The sequence below is a fragment of the Natrinema gari JCM 14663 genome, from assembly GCF_000337175.1.
GTDB classification, from domain to species: Archaea; Halobacteriota; Halobacteria; order Halobacteriales; family Natrialbaceae; genus Natrinema; species Natrinema gari.
This window is the reverse complement of record NZ_AOIJ01000049.1, coordinates 83,869-100,501: the sequence shown is the minus strand read 5'-3', so window position 1 is coordinate 100,501 and position 16,633 is coordinate 83,869. Positions and strand designations below refer to the sequence as shown.

General features: G+C 66.3%; 18 protein-coding genes. 11 read left to right on the top strand and 7 right to left on the bottom strand.

The genetic code is table 11. From position 1 onward, the window contains the following. Positions 1 to 30: 30 nt before the first annotated feature. The 6 genes from C486_RS09235 to C486_RS09210 all read left to right on the top strand — a co-directional run bounded on the left by C486_RS09235 (position 31) and on the right by C486_RS09210 (position 5,879). Entirely contained in the window at positions 31 to 1,134 is a 1,104-nt protein-coding gene (locus C486_RS09235; RefSeq protein ID WP_008455429.1) for a M20 family metallopeptidase, read from the top strand. Between the two features lie 263 nt (positions 1,135 to 1,397). Further along, positions 1,398 to 2,930 carry a carboxypeptidase M32 gene (locus C486_RS09230; protein ID WP_008455428.1) on the top strand — a complete coding sequence of 511 codons (1,533 nt, stop codon included), beginning with the start codon at positions 1,398 to 1,400 and terminating at the stop codon, positions 2,928 to 2,930. Positions 2,931 to 3,097: 167 nt separating this feature from the next. Further along, positions 3,098 to 3,571, top strand: coding sequence for a hypothetical protein (locus C486_RS09225; RefSeq protein ID WP_008455427.1), 474 nt, complete (start codon positions 3,098 to 3,100; stop codon positions 3,569 to 3,571). An 85-nt stretch (positions 3,572 to 3,656) separates the two neighbouring features. Then, positions 3,657 to 4,622, top strand: a complete 966-nt coding sequence (locus C486_RS09220; protein WP_008455426.1) for a M48 family metalloprotease — start codon at positions 3,657 to 3,659, stop codon at positions 4,620 to 4,622. A gap of 70 nt (positions 4,623 to 4,692) precedes the next feature. After that, entirely contained in the window at positions 4,693 to 5,556 is an 864-nt protein-coding gene (gene truA, locus C486_RS09215) for a tRNA pseudouridine(38-40) synthase TruA (protein ID WP_008455425.1), read from the top strand. An 86-nt stretch (positions 5,557 to 5,642) separates the two neighbouring features. Further along, positions 5,643 to 5,879, top strand: a complete 237-nt coding sequence (locus tag C486_RS09210; protein ID WP_008455424.1) for a hypothetical protein — start codon at positions 5,643 to 5,645, stop codon at positions 5,877 to 5,879. Between the two features lie 184 nt (positions 5,880 to 6,063). Here the strand turns inward: C486_RS09210 and C486_RS09205 are convergent, their stop codons facing one another. Continuing rightward, positions 6,064 to 7,449, bottom strand: coding sequence for a uracil-xanthine permease family protein (locus C486_RS09205; RefSeq protein ID WP_008455423.1), 1,386 nt, complete (start codon positions 7,447 to 7,449; stop codon positions 6,064 to 6,066). A gap of 195 nt (positions 7,450 to 7,644) precedes the next feature. Beyond that, entirely contained in the window at positions 7,645 to 8,202 is a 558-nt protein-coding gene (gene hpt / locus C486_RS09200) for a hypoxanthine/guanine phosphoribosyltransferase (protein WP_008455422.1), read from the bottom strand. A 156-nt stretch (positions 8,203 to 8,358) separates the two neighbouring features. Between hpt and pepF the strand changes: the two genes are divergently transcribed. The 4 genes from pepF to C486_RS09180 all read left to right on the top strand — a co-directional run bounded on the left by pepF (position 8,359) and on the right by C486_RS09180 (position 12,593). Next, positions 8,359 to 10,161 (top strand): oligoendopeptidase F, encoded by a 1,803-nt coding sequence (pepF, locus tag C486_RS09195; protein WP_008455421.1) that lies wholly within the window; start codon positions 8,359 to 8,361, stop codon positions 10,159 to 10,161. Between the two features lie 154 nt (positions 10,162 to 10,315). After that, positions 10,316 to 11,548, top strand: a complete 1,233-nt coding sequence (pan2, locus tag C486_RS09190; protein WP_008455420.1) for a proteasome-activating nucleotidase Pan2 — start codon at positions 10,316 to 10,318, stop codon at positions 11,546 to 11,548. 106 nt (positions 11,549 to 11,654) lie between these two features. Further along, positions 11,655 to 12,140, top strand: coding sequence for a pyruvoyl-dependent arginine decarboxylase (locus C486_RS09185; RefSeq protein WP_008455419.1), 486 nt, complete (start codon positions 11,655 to 11,657; stop codon positions 12,138 to 12,140). A 54-nt stretch (positions 12,141 to 12,194) separates the two neighbouring features. After that, a complete protein-coding gene (locus C486_RS09180) occupies positions 12,195 to 12,593 on the top strand; it encodes a DUF5811 family protein (RefSeq protein WP_049910338.1) in 399 nt (132 codons plus the stop codon). Between the two features lie 56 nt (positions 12,594 to 12,649). Here C486_RS09180 and C486_RS09175 read toward each other — a convergent pair whose 3' ends face one another. From C486_RS09175 to C486_RS09165, 3 genes are all read right to left on the bottom strand, one after another. Further along, positions 12,650 to 13,075 (bottom strand): DUF6276 family protein, encoded by a 426-nt coding sequence (locus C486_RS09175; RefSeq protein ID WP_008455417.1) that lies wholly within the window; start codon positions 13,073 to 13,075, stop codon positions 12,650 to 12,652. A gap of 54 nt (positions 13,076 to 13,129) precedes the next feature. Next, the gene (locus tag C486_RS09170) at positions 13,130 to 13,858 is read right to left on the bottom strand and encodes a V-type ATP synthase subunit D (RefSeq protein WP_008455416.1); all 729 of its coding nucleotides are present in this window, start codon (positions 13,856 to 13,858) and stop codon (positions 13,130 to 13,132) included. A gap of 110 nt (positions 13,859 to 13,968) precedes the next feature. Next, the gene (locus C486_RS09165; protein WP_006183858.1) at positions 13,969 to 14,172 is read right to left on the bottom strand and encodes a zinc ribbon domain-containing protein; all 204 of its coding nucleotides are present in this window, start codon (positions 14,170 to 14,172) and stop codon (positions 13,969 to 13,971) included. 64 nt (positions 14,173 to 14,236) lie between these two features. On the opposite strand from C486_RS09165, the gene C486_RS09160 reads away from it, so the two are divergent. After that, positions 14,237 to 14,545 (top strand): hypothetical protein, encoded by a 309-nt coding sequence (locus C486_RS09160; RefSeq protein WP_008455411.1) that lies wholly within the window; start codon positions 14,237 to 14,239, stop codon positions 14,543 to 14,545. Between the two features lie 38 nt (positions 14,546 to 14,583). On the opposite strand, the gene C486_RS09155 is transcribed toward C486_RS09160, so the two are convergent. After that, on the bottom strand, positions 14,584 to 15,603 hold the full coding sequence (locus C486_RS09155; protein WP_008455409.1) for an ABC transporter ATP-binding protein: 1,020 nt from the start codon (positions 15,601 to 15,603) through the stop codon (positions 14,584 to 14,586). An 82-nt stretch (positions 15,604 to 15,685) separates the two neighbouring features. Further along, positions 15,686 to 16,633 (bottom strand): ABC transporter permease, encoded by a 948-nt coding sequence (locus tag C486_RS09150; protein WP_049910336.1) that lies wholly within the window; start codon positions 16,631 to 16,633, stop codon positions 15,686 to 15,688.

Below are 16,633 nucleotides of genomic sequence, written 5' to 3'. Positions count from 1 at the left end.
CTGAACAGCACAGCCGCCGAGACATCGCGTATGACTCTCGTCGAGTTGACCCGCGAGCTCGTGTCGATCCCGAGCCATGAAGACGCGGCCGCCGCCGGTGATGTCCTCGAGTCGTGGCTGCGCCGCGAGACCGACGCCGACGTGACTCGGGACGCCGTCGGGAACGTGATCGCCCGAAAAGGGACGGGACCCGAGACGCTTGCACTGGTCGGACATCACGATGTCGTCGCGCCGGCCGAGTCGCAGGTCGCGACCGCGGACGGGAACGTCGACGAAGCGAGCGAGTACGTCGTCGAGGAGCGAGACGGCCGCCTGTACGGCCGCGGGGCGGCGGACATGAAAGGAGCGCTCGCGGCCGCGCTGCTGGCCTTCCGCGATGCCGACCCCGCCGGCGAACTCGTCGTCGCGAGCTTCGTCGGCGAGGAGGTCGGCGGCGTCGGCGCACGATACGCGATCGACGACGGGTTTGCCCCCGAGTACGCCATCGTCGGCGAAGGGTCGACGAACTACTCGAGCCCGAACGTCACCGACGTGGCCGTCGCCCACAAGGGCCGTCGCGGGAGTACGATCACCGCTCGCGGCACTGCCGCACACGCCAGCGAAGCCGACGCCGGCGAGAACGCCATCTATCGCGCCACCGCGGCCGTCGATCGCGTTCGCGAACTCGAGGTCCCGTCGGTCGACGTGGCGGGCGACTCGATCGCAGGCCGACTCACCGTCACGGAGATCGAGGGCGGGTCGGCGATGAACGTCGTCCCCGCCCGCTGTGTGGTCACAGTCGACGAGCGGACGGTGCCGGGCGAACGCGCGGCCCTCGAGCGAGTCGCCGACCTCGACGGCGTCGAGTGGACGGTCGACCAGGACCTGCCGCCGATGCGCTGTGACGACGAGACGTTCGCCGAGACGGTTCTCGAGGCCGCTGACGGCGTGCAAGCGGCCGAGCCCGAACTGGTGACGAAACCCCACGCGACAGACGCGGGGTGGCTCTCACAGGCCGGGACCGACTGCGTGATCTACGGCCCGTCCGAGCCCGGCGAGGCCCACACCGACGACGAGAGCGTCTCGATCCCCGTTCTCGAGCGCTGTCACGAGACCTATCGGCGGGTCGCCGAACGGTGGCCGTCGGCGCGGTGAGTGCGTCGCGCGGCCGGTGGGTACCGCCCGAGATGCCGATCGTAACCCGCGCACTCGCGTAGCTGCCGCGATCATCGAGCAGCAGACTCACGGCGAACACGGCGGTTGACGGCTCGGAGATGCGAGGAGCGTCCGTTTCAGCGAGACGGACACTCAGTGACGTTGTGTCACGGCAAACTGACCGTCCTGATAGCCGACAGTCAATAGGCCTCGAAATGTCCGGTACCAAGACGTTGATAGCACTTCCGAGTGAACGGACCGCTATGGCGACCGATCAAGCACGGAGCGATGCGAGCGAGACGGACACCTACGAACAGTTCGAAGCGCGAGTACGGCGCATCTCCAACGTCGAGAACGCCACCGGTGTTCTGCGGTGGGACCAGGAGGTCGTGATGCCCGATGAGGGGACGCCGGCCCGCGCACAGCAACTCTCGACGCTGTCGTCGCTCAGTCACGAACTCCTGACCGCCGACGAGACCGGCGAGTTGCTTTCGGCCCTCGAGTCCGATGACCTCGACGAAGACGCGACCGCGGTCGTCCGCGAGATCCGCCGCCGGTACGACCGCGAGACGAGCGTCCCACAGGACCTCGTCGAGGAACTCTCGGCAACGGCATCGAACGCACATCCGACGTGGAAGCAGGCCAAAGAGGCCGACGACTTCGACCACTTCGCGCCCACGCTCGAGAAATTAGTCGACCTCAAGCGGGAGTACGCGGCCCACATCGATCCCGACGCCGACCCGTACGCCGTGTTGTTCGCGGACTACGAGCCCTACATCGACCTCGAGACCGCGGAACGGGTCCTCGAGCGGCTTCGCGAGACGCTCGTCCCGCTGATCGATGCGGTTCAGGACAGCGACGCGACGCTCGAGACCGACGCGTTCGCGGGCGAGTTCGACGACGACGATCAGGAAGCGCTCGCACGGGACGTGCTGGATTCGCTGGGCTACGACTGGAACCGTGGCCGGATCGATACCGCGCCGCATCCGTTCTCGTCGGGCACGCAGTTCGACGCCCGCGTGACGACCCGGTTCGAGCCCACGGATCTCCTTGGCTCGCTCACCTCGACGATCCACGAGTTCGGCCACGCGAACTACACCCTGGGTCTCCCCGACGAGGGGTACGCCACGCCGCTGGGCGAGCCACGGGACCTCTCGGTCCACGAATCCCAGTCACGGCTCTGGGAGAACCACGTCGGGCGGTCCCGTCCGTTCTGGGAGCACTTCCTGCCGATCGCTCGCGACCGCTTCCCCGAACTCGCAGATGTCACGCCCGAGGCGGCCTATGAGGCCGCGAATCAGGTCTCCGACGACAACCTCATCCGGACCGAGGCGGACGAACTCACCTACCACCTCCACATCGTCATTCGGTTCGAGATCGAACGCGATCTGATCCGGGGCGACCTCGAGGTCTCGGAGGTGCCCGAGGTCTGGAACGACAAGTACGAGGAGTACCTCGGCGTGCGCCCGGACACGGATGCGGAGGGCTGCCTGCAGGACATCCACTGGTCGCACGGCGACTTCGGCTACTTCCCGACGTACTCGCTTGGCTCGGTGCTCGCGTCGCAGCTGTACGCCGCCGCCGAGGACGACTGCGGCGAGTTCGACGACGACATCCGCGCGGGCGAGTTCGACGAACTCAACGGCTGGCTCCGCGAGAACATCCATCGACACGGCAAGCGCTACGTCACGCCCGACCTCATCGAGCAGGCCACCGGCGAGGGGTTGACCGCGGACTACTTCCTCGAGTACGTCGAGTCGAAGTACGGCGAGCTCTACGAGCTGGACGACTACTGACCACGCGATTCGCGCGGCCGTCGGCGATCGGTGCGGGCGCGAGCCCGCCGACGGCTCCCGCTCGGGCCCGTGTTCGAGCGGGTACCGTGGCCGCGCTCGGTCCAAAATAAAACGGGGCTGGCATTGCCGGGTACAGACTCACCCGTTCCCGCCGCTCTCCCTCGAGTATGCGATTCTCGATTCCGGGCGTGCAAGGCGTCTACTTCGACACCGACGCGGGGTCGACGGCGATCAACGTCGCGCTGACCGCCGCCGGTCGGCGGGCACCGAAACCGCAGGGCTACGCCATCCAGGTCCTCCCCTACCTCTGGTCGTTCGACGTCGACCTGCAGGAGGTCCCGACCGACCATCCGCTCCAGTACCTCCATCCAGAGGGCGCACGGAGCCTCGGGGACCGCGCCTCCCACCGCGGCGTTCGCGAGGCCGGCACCGAACTCGAGTCGGTACTGCGGTTCGTCTGGTCGGTCAACGAGGAGGTCGAGACGGCGACGACGCGACTCCTCGGCGCGGACGACGCGACGGCCGACGGCGTTACCATCGAGGTCCGGGATGGGCGCATCGACATCGACGGCTCGCCCCTCGAGACCGACACGTTCGATATCGACGAGGCCACCACTGACGATTCCGGCGGCGAGGACTGATGCTGCAGGCCGGTCGGCAATCCGTGGCTGACCGCCGACTGGTCGGTTCGATACTCATTTTGCCGGGCGATTCGAAGCGGGTTCCATGCCCGCCGGATTGACCGCCCTCCGGATACGGATGGTCGCCGCGCTCGTCGGCCTCGGCGTCGTGACAGTCGCGTTTCTCGCGGGCGTATGGGCCGTCTTTTACGGCGTCTGCGTGCTATTCGACGTCGGAATCGCCGCCCAGGTCGCGTTCGGCGCGACGGCCGTGACGCTCGTGACGATCGGCGCCCTCGAGTACAGACAGATCGAGACGATCGAGCACCTCGCGGATGCACATCGGGTGGACCGTGAGACCGCACCGGCGCTCTCCGAGACGGCGACTCGGGTCGCCGCCCAACTCGACGTTCCCGAGCCGACGATCGCCGTCTCGGAGCGCGACGCACCCGAGGCGATGGCCGTGGGCCTCCGCCCGAACGCGGTCCATCTGGTCCTCTCGCTGGGAACGATCGAGGCACTCGACGACGACGAACTCGAGGCGGTGATCGCACACGAACTCGCCCACGTCGGCAACAGGGACGCGATCGTCATGACCCTCGTATCGCTTCCCGTGGTGCTTGCCGACGGGCTGGGGTCGCGGATCGACCGGATTGAAAACCCCGGCATGATGGCTCTCGTTACCGTCCCACTGCGGGCGCTGTCGGGTGGCGTCTGGATCGTCGGGCGAACGATCACGGCGCGGTTCTCCAGGGCCAGAGAATTGGCGGCCGACCGGGCTGCTGCCGAGGCGACCGGCTCACCCGCCGCCCTTGCGAGCGCGCTGCGACGCCTCGACCGGGAGATCGCCGACACCCCGAATCGAGACCTTCGGGAGGCCGCGGGCGTTTCCTCGCTGTCGATCCTGTCGCTCGAGCCGGCGGAACCGGAGAAGGTCATGCTCGGGCCCGACGGAGCGACCGAGCCGTCGTACTGGTGGCTGCGCGCACGACTCCACCGTCTCGAGCGGTTCCTCTTCGCGACCCATCCGCCGACCGAGGAGCGGATCGACGCGCTCGCGGACCGCGAGTGACGACAGTGACGGGCCGTCCGGCGCGGCGGTCGAGACAGGTATAACACCCTGGCCCCGCTGGGTCGACTCGATGCCACGTCGCGCGTTCCGGATCGCCTACGACGGGACCGACTACTACGGCTTCCAGCGCCAGCCCCAACCCGACATCCCCACAGTCGAGGACGCCGTTTTCGACGCCCTCCGTGCGCTCTCAGTTCTCGACCCCGAGGCCGACAAACCCGCGGGCTACGCGGCCGCTGGCCGCACTGACGCCGGCGTCTCCGCACTGGCACAGACGATCGCGCTCGAGGTCCCCGACTGGCTCACACCTCGGGCATTGAACGCCGAACTCCCCGCGGACGTGCGGGCGTGGGCAGCCGCCGACGCGCCCGACGGGTTCCACGCGACCCATCACGCGAGCCGCCGGGCGTACACTTATCACCTGTACGCGCCGCCCGCCGACGCTGCGGTGCCCGATTCGGCGGTCGATGTGACCGCCCCCGCCGTCGACGACGAGCGGTTCCGCGCTGCCTGCGACGCGCTGTCCGGCACCCACGACATCCACAACCTGACGCCTGACGACCGAAACACGGAGCGCTCGCTGACGATCGCGGTCGAGCGCGACGGCGACTACCTCGTCATCACCGTCAGCGCGGGCGGCTTCGCTCGGGAACTCGTCCGTCGACTCGTCTCGCTCGTCCGGGCGGTCGGTGCCGGCGACTCCCCGCTCGCGAAGATCGATCGCGTCCTCGAGTCGGAGCCGCTGCCCGGCCACGAGGGGATCGCCCCCGCACCGCCCGAGCCGCTCGTCCTGACGGCGGTCGACTACCCCAATCTCGCGTTCGAGATCGACGCGGACGCGGCCGAGAGCGCTCGTGCCGTCTTCGACCGCCGCCGCATCGACCGGCGGACGGGGGCGCGGGTCGCCGGACAGGTGGCCGACGGGATGCGTTGAGCGGGAGACCGGGGCGACTCGAGCCGCAGCCATCGCACCCGAGCCACGGACGAGCGTTTTTCAGCGCCGGGCACACACGTCGGCGTATGGAACTGTCGCCGGAAGAGTACGATGCGTACTGGCGTGCGTCGATCCGCATCGCCGCGGGGCTGCTCGTGGCCTTCTTCGGACTGCGCCTCACGTCGCCGCTTCGGACTCATCCCGCGGTCGGGGCGTCTGCCTTCGGTATCGTCCTGCTCGCCGTGCTCGTGGTCGCCGGCACGTTCGTCGCGACGCTCGGTCTCGCTCGCGTCGTCCGGACGGCGGTCGACGCCGAAACCTGACCCCGCCGACGGTATCCGTCCGCGAACGAACTCGAAGAAAAGGGGTCGTCGGCGCGTCTCGACACCGAGCGGGTCGGAAGAGCCGAGTGCGGGGGCTCCGATTCAGACGGCCCGCTATCAGTCAGTGCCGGCGAACCAGCGACCAGTCCGTAGGCTCGTCGAGAAATCGGTACAGCAGCCGGTCTCAGTCGTCGCTTGGCTCAACGATCGCGGCGTCCCCGGCCGACTCGGAGTCGGCAGGGTGGGCGTCGAACAGCGGGCTCTGCTCGCCGGGAACGAACGTGTTGAGTAGCAGTGCGGACAGCGCCGTCACGATGACCGGCTGGCTGAAGAACGTTTCAGCGGCGGTCGGGAGGCCCGCGAGCGCTTCCGGCGTGGTCGCGATGCCGAGGCCGAGGCCGAGCGAGACGGCGACGATGACCGTGTTTCGGCGATCGAGCTCGGCGTTCGTGACGATCAGACGGAAGCCGCTGGCAGCGACCATGCCAGCCATGAGCAGGACCGCACCGCCGAAGACCGCGCTGGGGATCGTCGTGACGGCGGCTCCGACTTTCGGACTCAGCCCGAGGACGGCGAGGAAGACGCCACCGATCCCGACGACGTGACGGCTCATCACGCCGGTGAAATTGACGATGCCGACGTTCTGGGAGAACGACGTGATCGGGAACGCGGCGAAGACGGCACCGATCGAGCTCAGCAGGCCGTCGGTGAACAGCCCGCCGCGGAACTCCTCGTTCGTTGGGTTTCGCCCCTCAGCGGCCGTGACGCCGGACATGTCGCCGACCGTTTCCATCGCGGAGACGAGAAAGAGGAAGGCGAAGGTGACGATCGCGATCGGTTCGAACTCGAAGCCGAATCGGGTGGGAGCCGGGAGTGCGATCCACGCGGCGTCGCCGATGGCCGAGAAGTCGACGAGTCCGACGGCGATCGCGGTGACGTAGCCGACGACGATCGCGACGAGGATCGACAGCAGTCGCACGACGCCGCGCGTGAACATGTTGAGACCGACGGCGACCGCGAGGACGAGCGCGGCCAGCCCGATGTTGTGTACCGCGCCGAAGTCGGACGCGCCGACCCCGCCCGCGGCGTACTCCATCGCGACCGGCACGAGATAGAGGCCGATGATGACGACGACGAGTCCGGTCACCAGCGGCGGGAAGAAGGGTTTGATTCGTTTGAACTGCCAGCCGATCAGTCCCTCGACGACGAATCCCGTCACGAGGATCGCGCCGAAGACGGCGGCCATCCCGAAGTCCGCACCGATCGAGATCGACGCGCCCACGAACGTGAAACTCGAGCCCATGACGATCGGCAGGCGCGCGCCGACCGGACCGACGGTGTACGCCTGGACGATCGTCGCCAGCCCGGAGAACAGGAGGACCATCTGGACGATGTAGGCCGTGTCCGTCGGGTCGAGCCCGACTCCGCCCGCGACGACGTACGCCACCGCCGTCGCCGGCACGATCATCACTGCGACGTGTTGGAGACCGAGCAGAATCGATTTCGGCAACGGTGGTTTGTCGTCTACCCCGTACTCGAGCGTAATGCCTCCGTCCGGTTCGGTCGACATTCTATGGCCGCCAGGTTGCAGAGGGGTGCATAAAAAGATTCGTAAACGCGCTCAACAGGGTGCATAATCTATCCCAAATAGGCATGTATGTGTATATTTCCGATTCCGGATATACATGGGGCTGTGTATTCCACCGTTGTGCCGCTGTACTGATGCGAGGCGAAGCGTCGTCGGCCGTCGGTTCTCGACCGGTACCTATTGGTGCACGGAGTGGACCGTCACCTCGCCGTCCTCGACCGTGATATCGATGAGACTCGTCGCGTCGTACTCCGTGTCGTCGAGCGCCGAGCCGCCGACTTTCCGCATCACCACGACGATATCGACGATCTCGGCCCCGATGCCGTCGATCGCGTCGCAGATCGCCGCCAGCGTGCCGCCGGTCGAGAGCATGTCGTCGACGATCACGACGCGATCCCCCGCTTCGATGTCGTTGATGTACATCTCCGACTCGGAGTACCCCGTCTCCTGGTGGAGCGACACCTCACCCTCGAGCCCATAGGGTCGTTTCCGGATGACGACGAGCGGGATGTCCGTCTGGAGCGAGAGCGCGGTCGCGAGGTGAATGCCCATCGCCTCGGGGGCGACGATCTTGTCGACGTCTAAGTCCGCGGTCTGCATGACTTCGGTGACGACCTCCCGCAGCAGGGCGGGATCGAGGCGCGGAACGCCGTTGCTGATCGGGTGGACGAGGTACTCGTATCCGTCCTTGTCGATGATCGGTGCATCGTCTAACGACTCGAGGAGTCGGTCCATGCTGACGATTCGGGAAATCGGAGTGAAAAGCGGTTCGTTCTTCCGGTTCCCGATCACCCCGGGACGATGCCCACGGTCCACGGAGCCCCGCGTTGACTTCGTCCGTTCCTGACACGGTCCGACACGCTTTAGCGCCGCCGCTTCGAAGCCGTCTCCATGAGTTCCGTTCCCGAACGCTCGGAGGTCGACGAGGACTATACCTGGGACCTCGAGAGCATCTACGCGACCGACGACGACTGGGAGAACGCCTACGAGACGATCGCTGACCGCGTCGACGACCTCGAAGCCTACGAGGGACGGGTCACCGAGGACGCCCAGACCCTCCTCGAGGTACTCGAACTCCGCGACGAGATCATGCGCGAGGTCTCGACGGTCGCGGCCTACGCCCGCATGCGCCGCGACGAGGACACGACGAACCAGCAGTATCAGGCGCTGACGGCACGATCGCAGTCGCTCGCGGCTGACGCCCAGTCCGCGGCCTCGTTCATCGATCCCGAACTCCAGACGCTGACCCGCGAGCAGTTCGACGCGATGATCGCGGACGAACCCGCCCTCGAGACCTACGACCACTACGTCGACGACGTGCTCCGGATGAAACCGCACACGCGATCGGCCGAGGTCGAGGAGTTGCTCGCCGACCTGAGCGAGGTCACGGGTGCGACCGGGGACGTGTACAACATGCTCTCGAACGCGGACATGACGTTCCCGACGGTCGATGCGCCCGCGGACGACGAAACGGACGCGATCGAAATCACCCAGAGTAACTTCACGAACCTCCTCAAACGCCCCGACCGCGAGTTCCGAAAGCGGGTCTACGAGGAGTACTTCGACGAGTGGGAGTCGGTTCGGAACACGGTCGCGGCCAGCTACAAGAACAGCGTCAAAGCCGACGTCAAAACCGCTCGAGCGCGCAACTACGATACCGCACGCGAGGCCGCGCTCGACGGCCCGAACGTTCCCGTCGAGGTCTATGACACCCTCGTCGACACCGTCCACGACAACATCGACAAACTCCACCGCCATGCCGAACTCAAGGAACGGGCGCTGGGCGTCGACGAACTCCGGATGTGGGACCTCTACATGCCACTGACCGGCGACGAAGGTCCCGATCTCGAGTACGACCAGGCGACCGAGTACGTCGTCGACGCGCTCGCGCCGCTGGGTGAGACATACCAGACCCGGGTCGCCGAGGGACTGGACTCCCGGTGGATCGATGTCTATGAGAACGAAGGGAAACAATCCGGGGCGTACTCCGGCGGCACCTACGACACCCAGCCTTTCATCCTCCTGAACTACCAGCAGGACATCTCCTCGATGTACACACTAGCCCACGAGCTCGGCCACTCGATGCACTCCGAACTCACGAAGGAGGAACAGCCGTTCATCTACTCGAGTTATGAAATCTTCGTCGCCGAGGTCGCCAGCACGGTCAACGAGGCCCTGCTGACCAACCACCTGCTCGAGACCGTCGACGATCCCGAGTTCCGCAAGCACGTATTAAACGAGTTCTTAGAGCGCGTGCGCTCGACGCTGTACCGGCAGACCCTCTTCGCGGAGTTTGAACACGAGACACACCGCCTCGAAGAAGACGGCGAGCCCCTCACCGCCGACCGATTGGACGACCTCTACCGCGGACTCAAGGCCGACTACTACGACCCCGCCGCGATCGACGACCGGATCGCCCGTGAATGGATGCGTATCCCCCACTTCTACCGGGCGTTCTACGTCTACCAGTACGCGACCGGCATCTCGGCCGCCCTCGCTATCGTCGACGACATTCTCGAGAACGGCCAGTCCGCCGCCGAGGACTACCTCGAGTTCCTCCGCCACGGCTCCCGGGAGTACCCGCTCGAACTCCTGCGGATCGCCGGCGTCGATATGAGTTCCTCGGACCCGATCGACCGCGCGCTCGAGACCTACGGCCAGCGCCTCGAAGAGATGGAAGCGCTCATGTCATAATACGTGCCGCTCGAGCCGTCGGGCGACGCCGTTGTGCCGTATGACGCGGCGTCAACGGTCGCCTCTCCCGGCAGTCGCGGTTCGATGTGGGGTCGAAGACCATCCGCGACCCAAAGGCACATTTACCATCGAAATCCTATCGGCGTACATCAGGATGTCTCGAAGCCCGTCTATCCCCGACCGACCTCATCGCGATATCGACTCAGATCTCCCCGACGACGAACGGCTCGAGGCGCTCCGCGGGCACTACGAGGATCTGGTCGATGTCAACGACCAGCTCTCCGAGCAACTCGACGACGCTGAGGACCGTCGCGAACGCCTCCGGGAGAAGGTCGACCGCGTCGAACGGGAAAACGAGACGCTCAAGAGCTCGTCGCTGTACATCGCCACCGTCGAGGATGTCCTCCCGGACGAGCAGGTCATCGTCAAACAGCACGGCAACAATCAGGAGGTGCTGACCGACGTGTCCTCCCGGATCGTCGATCGCATCGAACCCGGCGACCGCGTCGCGGTCAACGACTCCTTCGCGATCCAGACGGTGCTGGACACCGAGACCGACGCGCGCGCCCAGTCGATGGAAATCACGGAGAAGCCGGCAGTCACCTACGCCGACATCGGCGGGATCGACGAGCAGGTTCGCGAGGTCCGGGAAGCCGTCGAACAGCCCTTGACTGAGCCCGAAATCTTCAACGAGGTCGGTATCGATCCGCCAAGCGGCGTCTTGCTCTACGGACCGCCGGGAACGGGGAAGACGATGCTCGCCAAGGCCGTCGCCAACGAGACCGACGCCACCTTCATCAAGATGGCCGGCTCGGAGCTGGTCCGCAAGTTCATCGGCGAGGGCTCGCGGCTCGTCCGCGACCTCTTCGAGATGGCCCGCGAGCGCCAGCCCGCCATCATCTTCATCGACGAGATCGACGCCATCGCGACGCGGCGCACCGAGTCCAAGACCTCCGGCGACGCCGAGGTCCAGCGGACGATGATGCAACTGCTCTCCGAAATGGACGGCTTCGAGGCCCGCGGCGAGATTCGCATCATCGCCGCCACCAACCGCTTCGACATGCTCGATCGCGCCATTCTGCGTCCCGGCCGGTTCGACCGCCTGATCGAAGTCCCCGAACCCGACCGCGACGGCCGCGAACAGATCCTCTCGATCCATACCCGCGGCATGAACATCGCCAACGGCGTCGACTTCGGCGCACTCGCCGACGACACCGAAGGCTACTCCGGTGCCGAAATCGAGAGCCTCGCAACCGAAGCCGGCATGTTCGCCATCCGCAACGAGCGCAACGAAGTCGCCCACCAGGACTTCGCCGACGCCTTAGAGAAGATCGAGGAGGACGACTCGAGCGATGTCGTCTCCTCTGCAGGCTACTTCTATCAGTAATCGGCGGCCCGATTTCGACGACTCCGATTGGTAACGGTCTCCTCGTACTACCGTGCGTTCAGTTCGGAATCGCAAGCCCTTACGCCGCCGGCCCCCGAGATTGAGTATGAGCACGATTCGAGTCGTCTGGGGGGCCGCGTCGGCTCCCACGACGATGGCCTCCTACGACGCGGCCCTCGCCGAGGCCGGCGTCGAGAACTACAACCTCGTCTCCGTTTCCTCCGTCATCCCGGCCGGTGTCGACGTCGAGGCCGTCGGCACCGCACCCGATCTCGGTCCCGCCGGCGAGCGCCTGACCGTCGTTGAGGCTCGAGCCACCGCTGCCGGCCCCGGCCGCGTGAGCGCGGCGCTCGCGTGGGCCCAGTCCGCCGATGACGGCCCGGGACTGTTCTACGAGACAGCGGGCGAGATGGACCGCGAGACCGTCGAACGCCGGGTCCGAGAGGGGCTGACCGCGGGACAGGAGCTTCGCGACTGGACGTTCGCCGCTCCGCGAGTGGCCGTCGAGAGCCGGCAGGCCGAGTCGGGTGATTACACGACGGCGGTCGTCCTCGCAGTCTACGGCGAGAGCGAACCGATCCTCGTGGATTGACCCAAAGCGAACCCTTTTGAACCGGCGACTCATTGATACGGGTACACACTTCTCATGAACGGAAACACGCCGTACGCAGGGCTACCGGGCGAGACTGGTGCTGGGCAGCGTGCAGCGGCGGACATTCCTGACCTCTCGAGCGCGCAAAAGCGGTTGCTTCACCGCGACGTCTCGCGGATCGCGGCCCGCACGCGCGAGTTCCTTCCCAACGAGTACGTCGTTGACGCCGACGTCTCGAGTGGCATGACCGGTCCGGAGGTCACCGTTGCCGTCCGCCCGCCGGTCGGTCACGCCGTCTCCGCCGGCTTCACGCCCGATCTCGAGGAAGCGGTGGCCGCCGAGGAAGTCATTACCGCCGCCGAACGCGACGAAGTCGCCCGCGGGCTCGCGGCGAGTGCGGCCCTGCAGGTGAAACAGGCGATCAGTAACAACGTGCGGCCGACCGGGAAGTAGGCAACCGCTTCGGGTCATCGAACTCGCCGACCCGCTTTTCGACGCGTCGGCTCGCTTCAGTAGAGCAACTGCTCGAGTTGGTGGCGTCGCCGCTCGAGATCGAACGCCGGCTCGACCGACGGATCGTCGCTGAGACGCTCGAGTACCAACAGCGGGTCCCCGCCGGCTCCTTCGACTTCCCTGAGCAGCAGTTCGATATCGGTTCGGTTCGTCGCCAGCGACGAGCAGAGACCGAGTGCCAGCGCGAGTGGCACTGCACGCTCGGGCCGTGTCGGGAACGCGTCGCTGACGCGTTGGAAATCGGCGGGAGCGGGTTCTCCATCATCCGTTCCGGTTCCGTCGCGGTCCGCTTGCGGAGCCGGCTCGAGTGACAGACAGCGGGTACAAAACGAGACGACGGCGGCCGCCGACGGTGCGTCCGTGCGGTACGCTGCCGGCACGGACAACTGGATCGTGGGGGCACCGCACTCGGAACAAGTCATCGGGATCGGATGTGCAGGTGACTGGTCGGTCGTTCGGCGGTGGGACGGTCCGTTTTACTGGTTGGCCGCGGGCGACTGCGCGGCGGTCTCCGACTGTGCGTCCTCGAGCGCTGCCTCTTCGGCGGCTGCCCGCTCGGCCTCTCGCTCCGCCTTCTCCTCGGCTTCCTTCTTTTCCTTGATCTTCTTCAGGCGGAACGTCTCCTCGCGTTCCTGTTCTTCGAGTTTCTGCTCGATGTATTCCTGGTTCTCGTAGAGTTCGGGCAGGAGCTTGAACTCGAGGGCGTTGACGCGGCGCTTCGTGGTCTCGATCTCCCGGAGCATCTTCTTCATCGCCGTCTCGACCTCGGCGGCGAGGATGATGCTCTCGAGGAGGTCCTCGTAGGCCTCGGCGGCCTCGTCGATGCGGGCGGAGGTGCCCATGATCCCGTAGCCGCGCTGGTCGAGGCTCTTGGAGACCCGCGAGGATTCGATCTGCGGGACGACGACGCCCATGATGTTCTTGGACTCGGTGGTGATCTCGGGGTGTTCCTGCAGCGCCGAGGCAGCACCGCGGACGGCGACGTCACCCTCCATCGCACGGGCCATGTTGATCTTCTTCTGGGCGTCCTCGTAGTCCTGCGCGAGGTCGCCGCGGACGTCCTGGGCCTTGTCCAGAATGTCCATGAATTCCATGATCAGCCCGTCGCGTTTCTTCTCGAGCGTGCCGTGACCCCGCTCGGAGAGCTCGATGCGATCCTCGATCGCCATCAAGTTCTTGCGGGTGGGCTTGACGTCGTTGGCCATCTTGTGGGGGGATAGCGGGCCCAGTCGGATAACTGTTTACAGTTTCCGCGCACCGCTCGCGCTCGAGACGCGGGAAATCGACGGCAGCGGGTCGCTCTCGAGGAGGGTACTTACCCGAGGAACAGGTCGACCATGTCGCCCGACGACTGCCCCTTGTAGAGTTCCGAGTAGCCACAGTTCGTACAGCTCACGACGTGGAACCGCCTGTTCTGGATGTCGAACATCTTGGAGAGACCGCTCCCCGTCGTCGAGATTTCGTCGATCTCCGTCTCCGTGTGACCGCACTTCGGACAGCCGTGCTCGTCGTCTCTCATAGTTCCCCATCACCTGTCAGTTCATAAAATCTTTGTGACTGGCATCTCGAGTCGTCACCACACCATGTCCGTCGTTTTCGGACTCATCGTCCTCGCGCTCCTGGTGGTTCCGTTCGTCCTCTGGCTGGCGATCAGTCGGGAAACGTCGGCCCCGACCGTGGTCGATCGTGCGGAGGCGGAACGGATCGCAAAAGAGCGTGGCGGCCGCGAGCCGACTCGTACGGCCGACGGATCGGTCGGAGCAACCCGTTCGGACGCCGACGATGACACGGCCGCGGAATGGGGCGCTCACCGCGAGCCCGACGCGCGGGACGGCCGGCCAGCAGGGGTCGACCGGGACGACCGCGACGAGTGGGGCGATCGACGCACGTAGCATCCAGTCTCGCTGCGGCCGGTGCCGTCGCTCGGTTGTCACCCCGCTTCGAGGACGTGGACCCGCTGTTCGTCGATCGAGAGCGGGATCGAGTCGCCGACCCGGTAGCCGTCGATCCCGTCGGCATGCAGCGTCACCGTCGTGTCGTCGGGCAGCGTCGCCGCGAGTTGGGTCCGGTCCCCGAGGTAGGTCACGTCCGTCACGTCGGCCGCGATCTGTCCCTCGTCGAGTTCGAAGGCGGCGGGCCGGGCTGCGACCCGCACTGCCCCGTCCGTCTCGGCGTCCACGGGCAGTTCGGTAAAGCCCAGATCGACGTGGCCGTTCTCGGCGACGCCCTCGAGGAGGGTCGAACTCCCGATGAAGTTCGCGACGAAGGGGGTAGCGGGGCGGCGATAGATCTCCGCGGGCGGACCCACCTGCTCGAGCGTGCCGTCGGACAGCACCGCGATCCGATCACACATCGCCATCGCCTCCTCCTGATCGTGAGTGACATAGAGCGTGGTCACCTCGAGATCGGCCAGCAGGTCGCCGATCTCGTCGCGCAGTCGGCGCTTGAGTTCGGCGTCTAACCCCGTCATCGGCTCGTCGAGCAGGAGGACGTGCGGTTCGATCGCGAGCGCCCGCGCGAGGCCGACCCGCTGTTGCTGGCCGCCCGACAGCGTCGTCGGCCGCCGGTCGGCCAGCTCGGCGATGTCGAGCATGGCGAGCAGGTCGTCGGCCCGCTCGCGGCGCTCGGCTTTTGGGACGCCCTGCATCTTCAGTCCGAACGCGACGTTCTCGCGGACAGTCATGGTGTCGAACAGGGCGTAGGACTGGAAGACCAGCCCGACATTGCGCTCTTCGGGTGGGACGTGAGTAACATCGACCTCGTCGAACAGCACCCGGCCCTGCGTGGGCGTCTCGAATCCCGCGATGGTCCGCAGCGTCGTCGTCTTCCCACAGCCCGAGGGACCGACGACTCCGAGGATTTCGCCGTCCCGGATCGTCAGATCGATCCCGTCGACGGCCGTCTCGTCGCCGTATGTCTTGGTGAGCGACTCGAGGGTGACATCGCTCATCGTCGGTCACCGCCGGTTGCCGTCGCGAGCCGAGGTCGGTGTGCGATTCGATTCGGTTGCCGATCGACAGTGTGTCTCCATGTCATCGTTGTGCGGTCGAGAACCCCCTGTTGCCGAGCAGTTGGAGGACGAGTATCGCGGCTACGACGATCGTGAAGTAGACCGACACGGCCGCCGCCGACTGCAGATGCGTCGCGTTCGAGATGTTCCGGTAGAGGAAGATGGCGAACGGATCCGGACTCCCGCTTGCGACCATGTACGTGAAGTTGAACTCCGCGGCCGCGAGCGTCCAGGTGATGATACAGCCGGCGACGATCCCGCGTTTGGCGTGGGGGATGATGATCGTCAGGACGGTTCGGGGCCACGAGGCACCCAGCGATCGGGCACTCTCCTCGAGGCGGACCAGCTCCATCGACTGGAAGGAACTCTGGACGGTTAACACCATGTAGGGCGATTTGAGCAGACAGTAGCCGGCGAGCAATCCCAGCGCCGACCGACCGTGGTTCGGATAGGTCTGGACGAAGGCGATCCCGAGGATCAGCCCCGGTACGAGCGGCAGGATCGCGAGCGTGTTGACCCAGTCCCGGGCGTAGAAGTCGTATCGCGCGAGCGCGTACGCGACCGGAACGCCGATGACCACGTTCAGGAGCATGCCGCCGGTCGCGATCGCGAGACTGAAGGCCAGCCCGGGGATCGCGTTCGCTTGCACGCCGTGAGTGCCGAAGCCGAGTACCTGTTGCCAGTGTTCGAACGTAACAAACCCTCGGGGGACGACGCCGGCCGCCGACCCCGCGAACGACGAAACGAACGTGACGATGACCGGGACGGTCAGGAACGCGACGACGACCGTGACGACGCCGACCAGAAGCGGGCGACCGACCGCCGTCGACAGCGCCGTCCCGGATCGCGACCACTTCTCGGCGGTAGCCGATTCGGTAGTGCCGCCGTCCGGGCGCGGATCGGCCCGTTCCGATTCGGCAGCCGACGCCGGGCCGCTGTCGGTCTCGTCCGATTCCGTGGGTCCGGTCAT

Bases quoted from the DNA above. Each gene is read 5' to 3' on its own strand.
- C486_RS09235 (WP_008455429.1), top strand. From the start codon at position 31: ATGACTCTCGTCGAGTTGACCCGCGAGCTCGTGTCGATCCCGAGCCAT.
- C486_RS09230 (WP_008455428.1), top strand. From the start codon at position 1,398: ATGGCGACCGATCAAGCACGGAGCGATGCGAGCGAGACGGACACCTAC.
- C486_RS09225 (WP_008455427.1), top strand. From the start codon at position 3,098: ATGCGATTCTCGATTCCGGGCGTGCAAGGCGTCTACTTCGACACCGAC.
- C486_RS09220 (WP_008455426.1), top strand. From the start codon at position 3,657: ATGCCCGCCGGATTGACCGCCCTCCGGATACGGATGGTCGCCGCGCTC.
- truA (WP_008455425.1), top strand. From the start codon at position 4,693: ATGCCACGTCGCGCGTTCCGGATCGCCTACGACGGGACCGACTACTAC.
- C486_RS09210 (WP_008455424.1), top strand. From the start codon at position 5,643: ATGGAACTGTCGCCGGAAGAGTACGATGCGTACTGGCGTGCGTCGATC.
- C486_RS09205 (WP_008455423.1), bottom strand. From the start codon at position 7,449: ATGTCGACCGAACCGGACGGAGGCATTACGCTCGAGTACGGGGTAGAC.
- hpt (WP_008455422.1), bottom strand. From the start codon at position 8,202: ATGGACCGACTCCTCGAGTCGTTAGACGATGCACCGATCATCGACAAG.
- pepF (WP_008455421.1), top strand. From the start codon at position 8,359: ATGAGTTCCGTTCCCGAACGCTCGGAGGTCGACGAGGACTATACCTGG.
- pan2 (WP_008455420.1), top strand. From the start codon at position 10,316: ATGTCTCGAAGCCCGTCTATCCCCGACCGACCTCATCGCGATATCGAC.
- C486_RS09185 (WP_008455419.1), top strand. From the start codon at position 11,655: ATGAGCACGATTCGAGTCGTCTGGGGGGCCGCGTCGGCTCCCACGACG.
- C486_RS09180 (WP_049910338.1), top strand. From the start codon at position 12,195: ATGAACGGAAACACGCCGTACGCAGGGCTACCGGGCGAGACTGGTGCT.
- C486_RS09175 (WP_008455417.1), bottom strand. From the start codon at position 13,075: ATGACTTGTTCCGAGTGCGGTGCCCCCACGATCCAGTTGTCCGTGCCG.
- C486_RS09170 (WP_008455416.1), bottom strand. From the start codon at position 13,858: ATGGCCAACGACGTCAAGCCCACCCGCAAGAACTTGATGGCGATCGAG.
- C486_RS09165 (WP_006183858.1), bottom strand. From the start codon at position 14,172: ATGAGAGACGACGAGCACGGCTGTCCGAAGTGCGGTCACACGGAGACG.
- C486_RS09160 (WP_008455411.1), top strand. From the start codon at position 14,237: ATGTCCGTCGTTTTCGGACTCATCGTCCTCGCGCTCCTGGTGGTTCCG.
- C486_RS09155 (WP_008455409.1), bottom strand. From the start codon at position 15,603: ATGAGCGATGTCACCCTCGAGTCGCTCACCAAGACATACGGCGACGAG.
- C486_RS09150 (WP_049910336.1), bottom strand. From the start codon at position 16,633: ATGACCGGACCCACGGAATCGGACGAGACCGACAGCGGCCCGGCGTCG.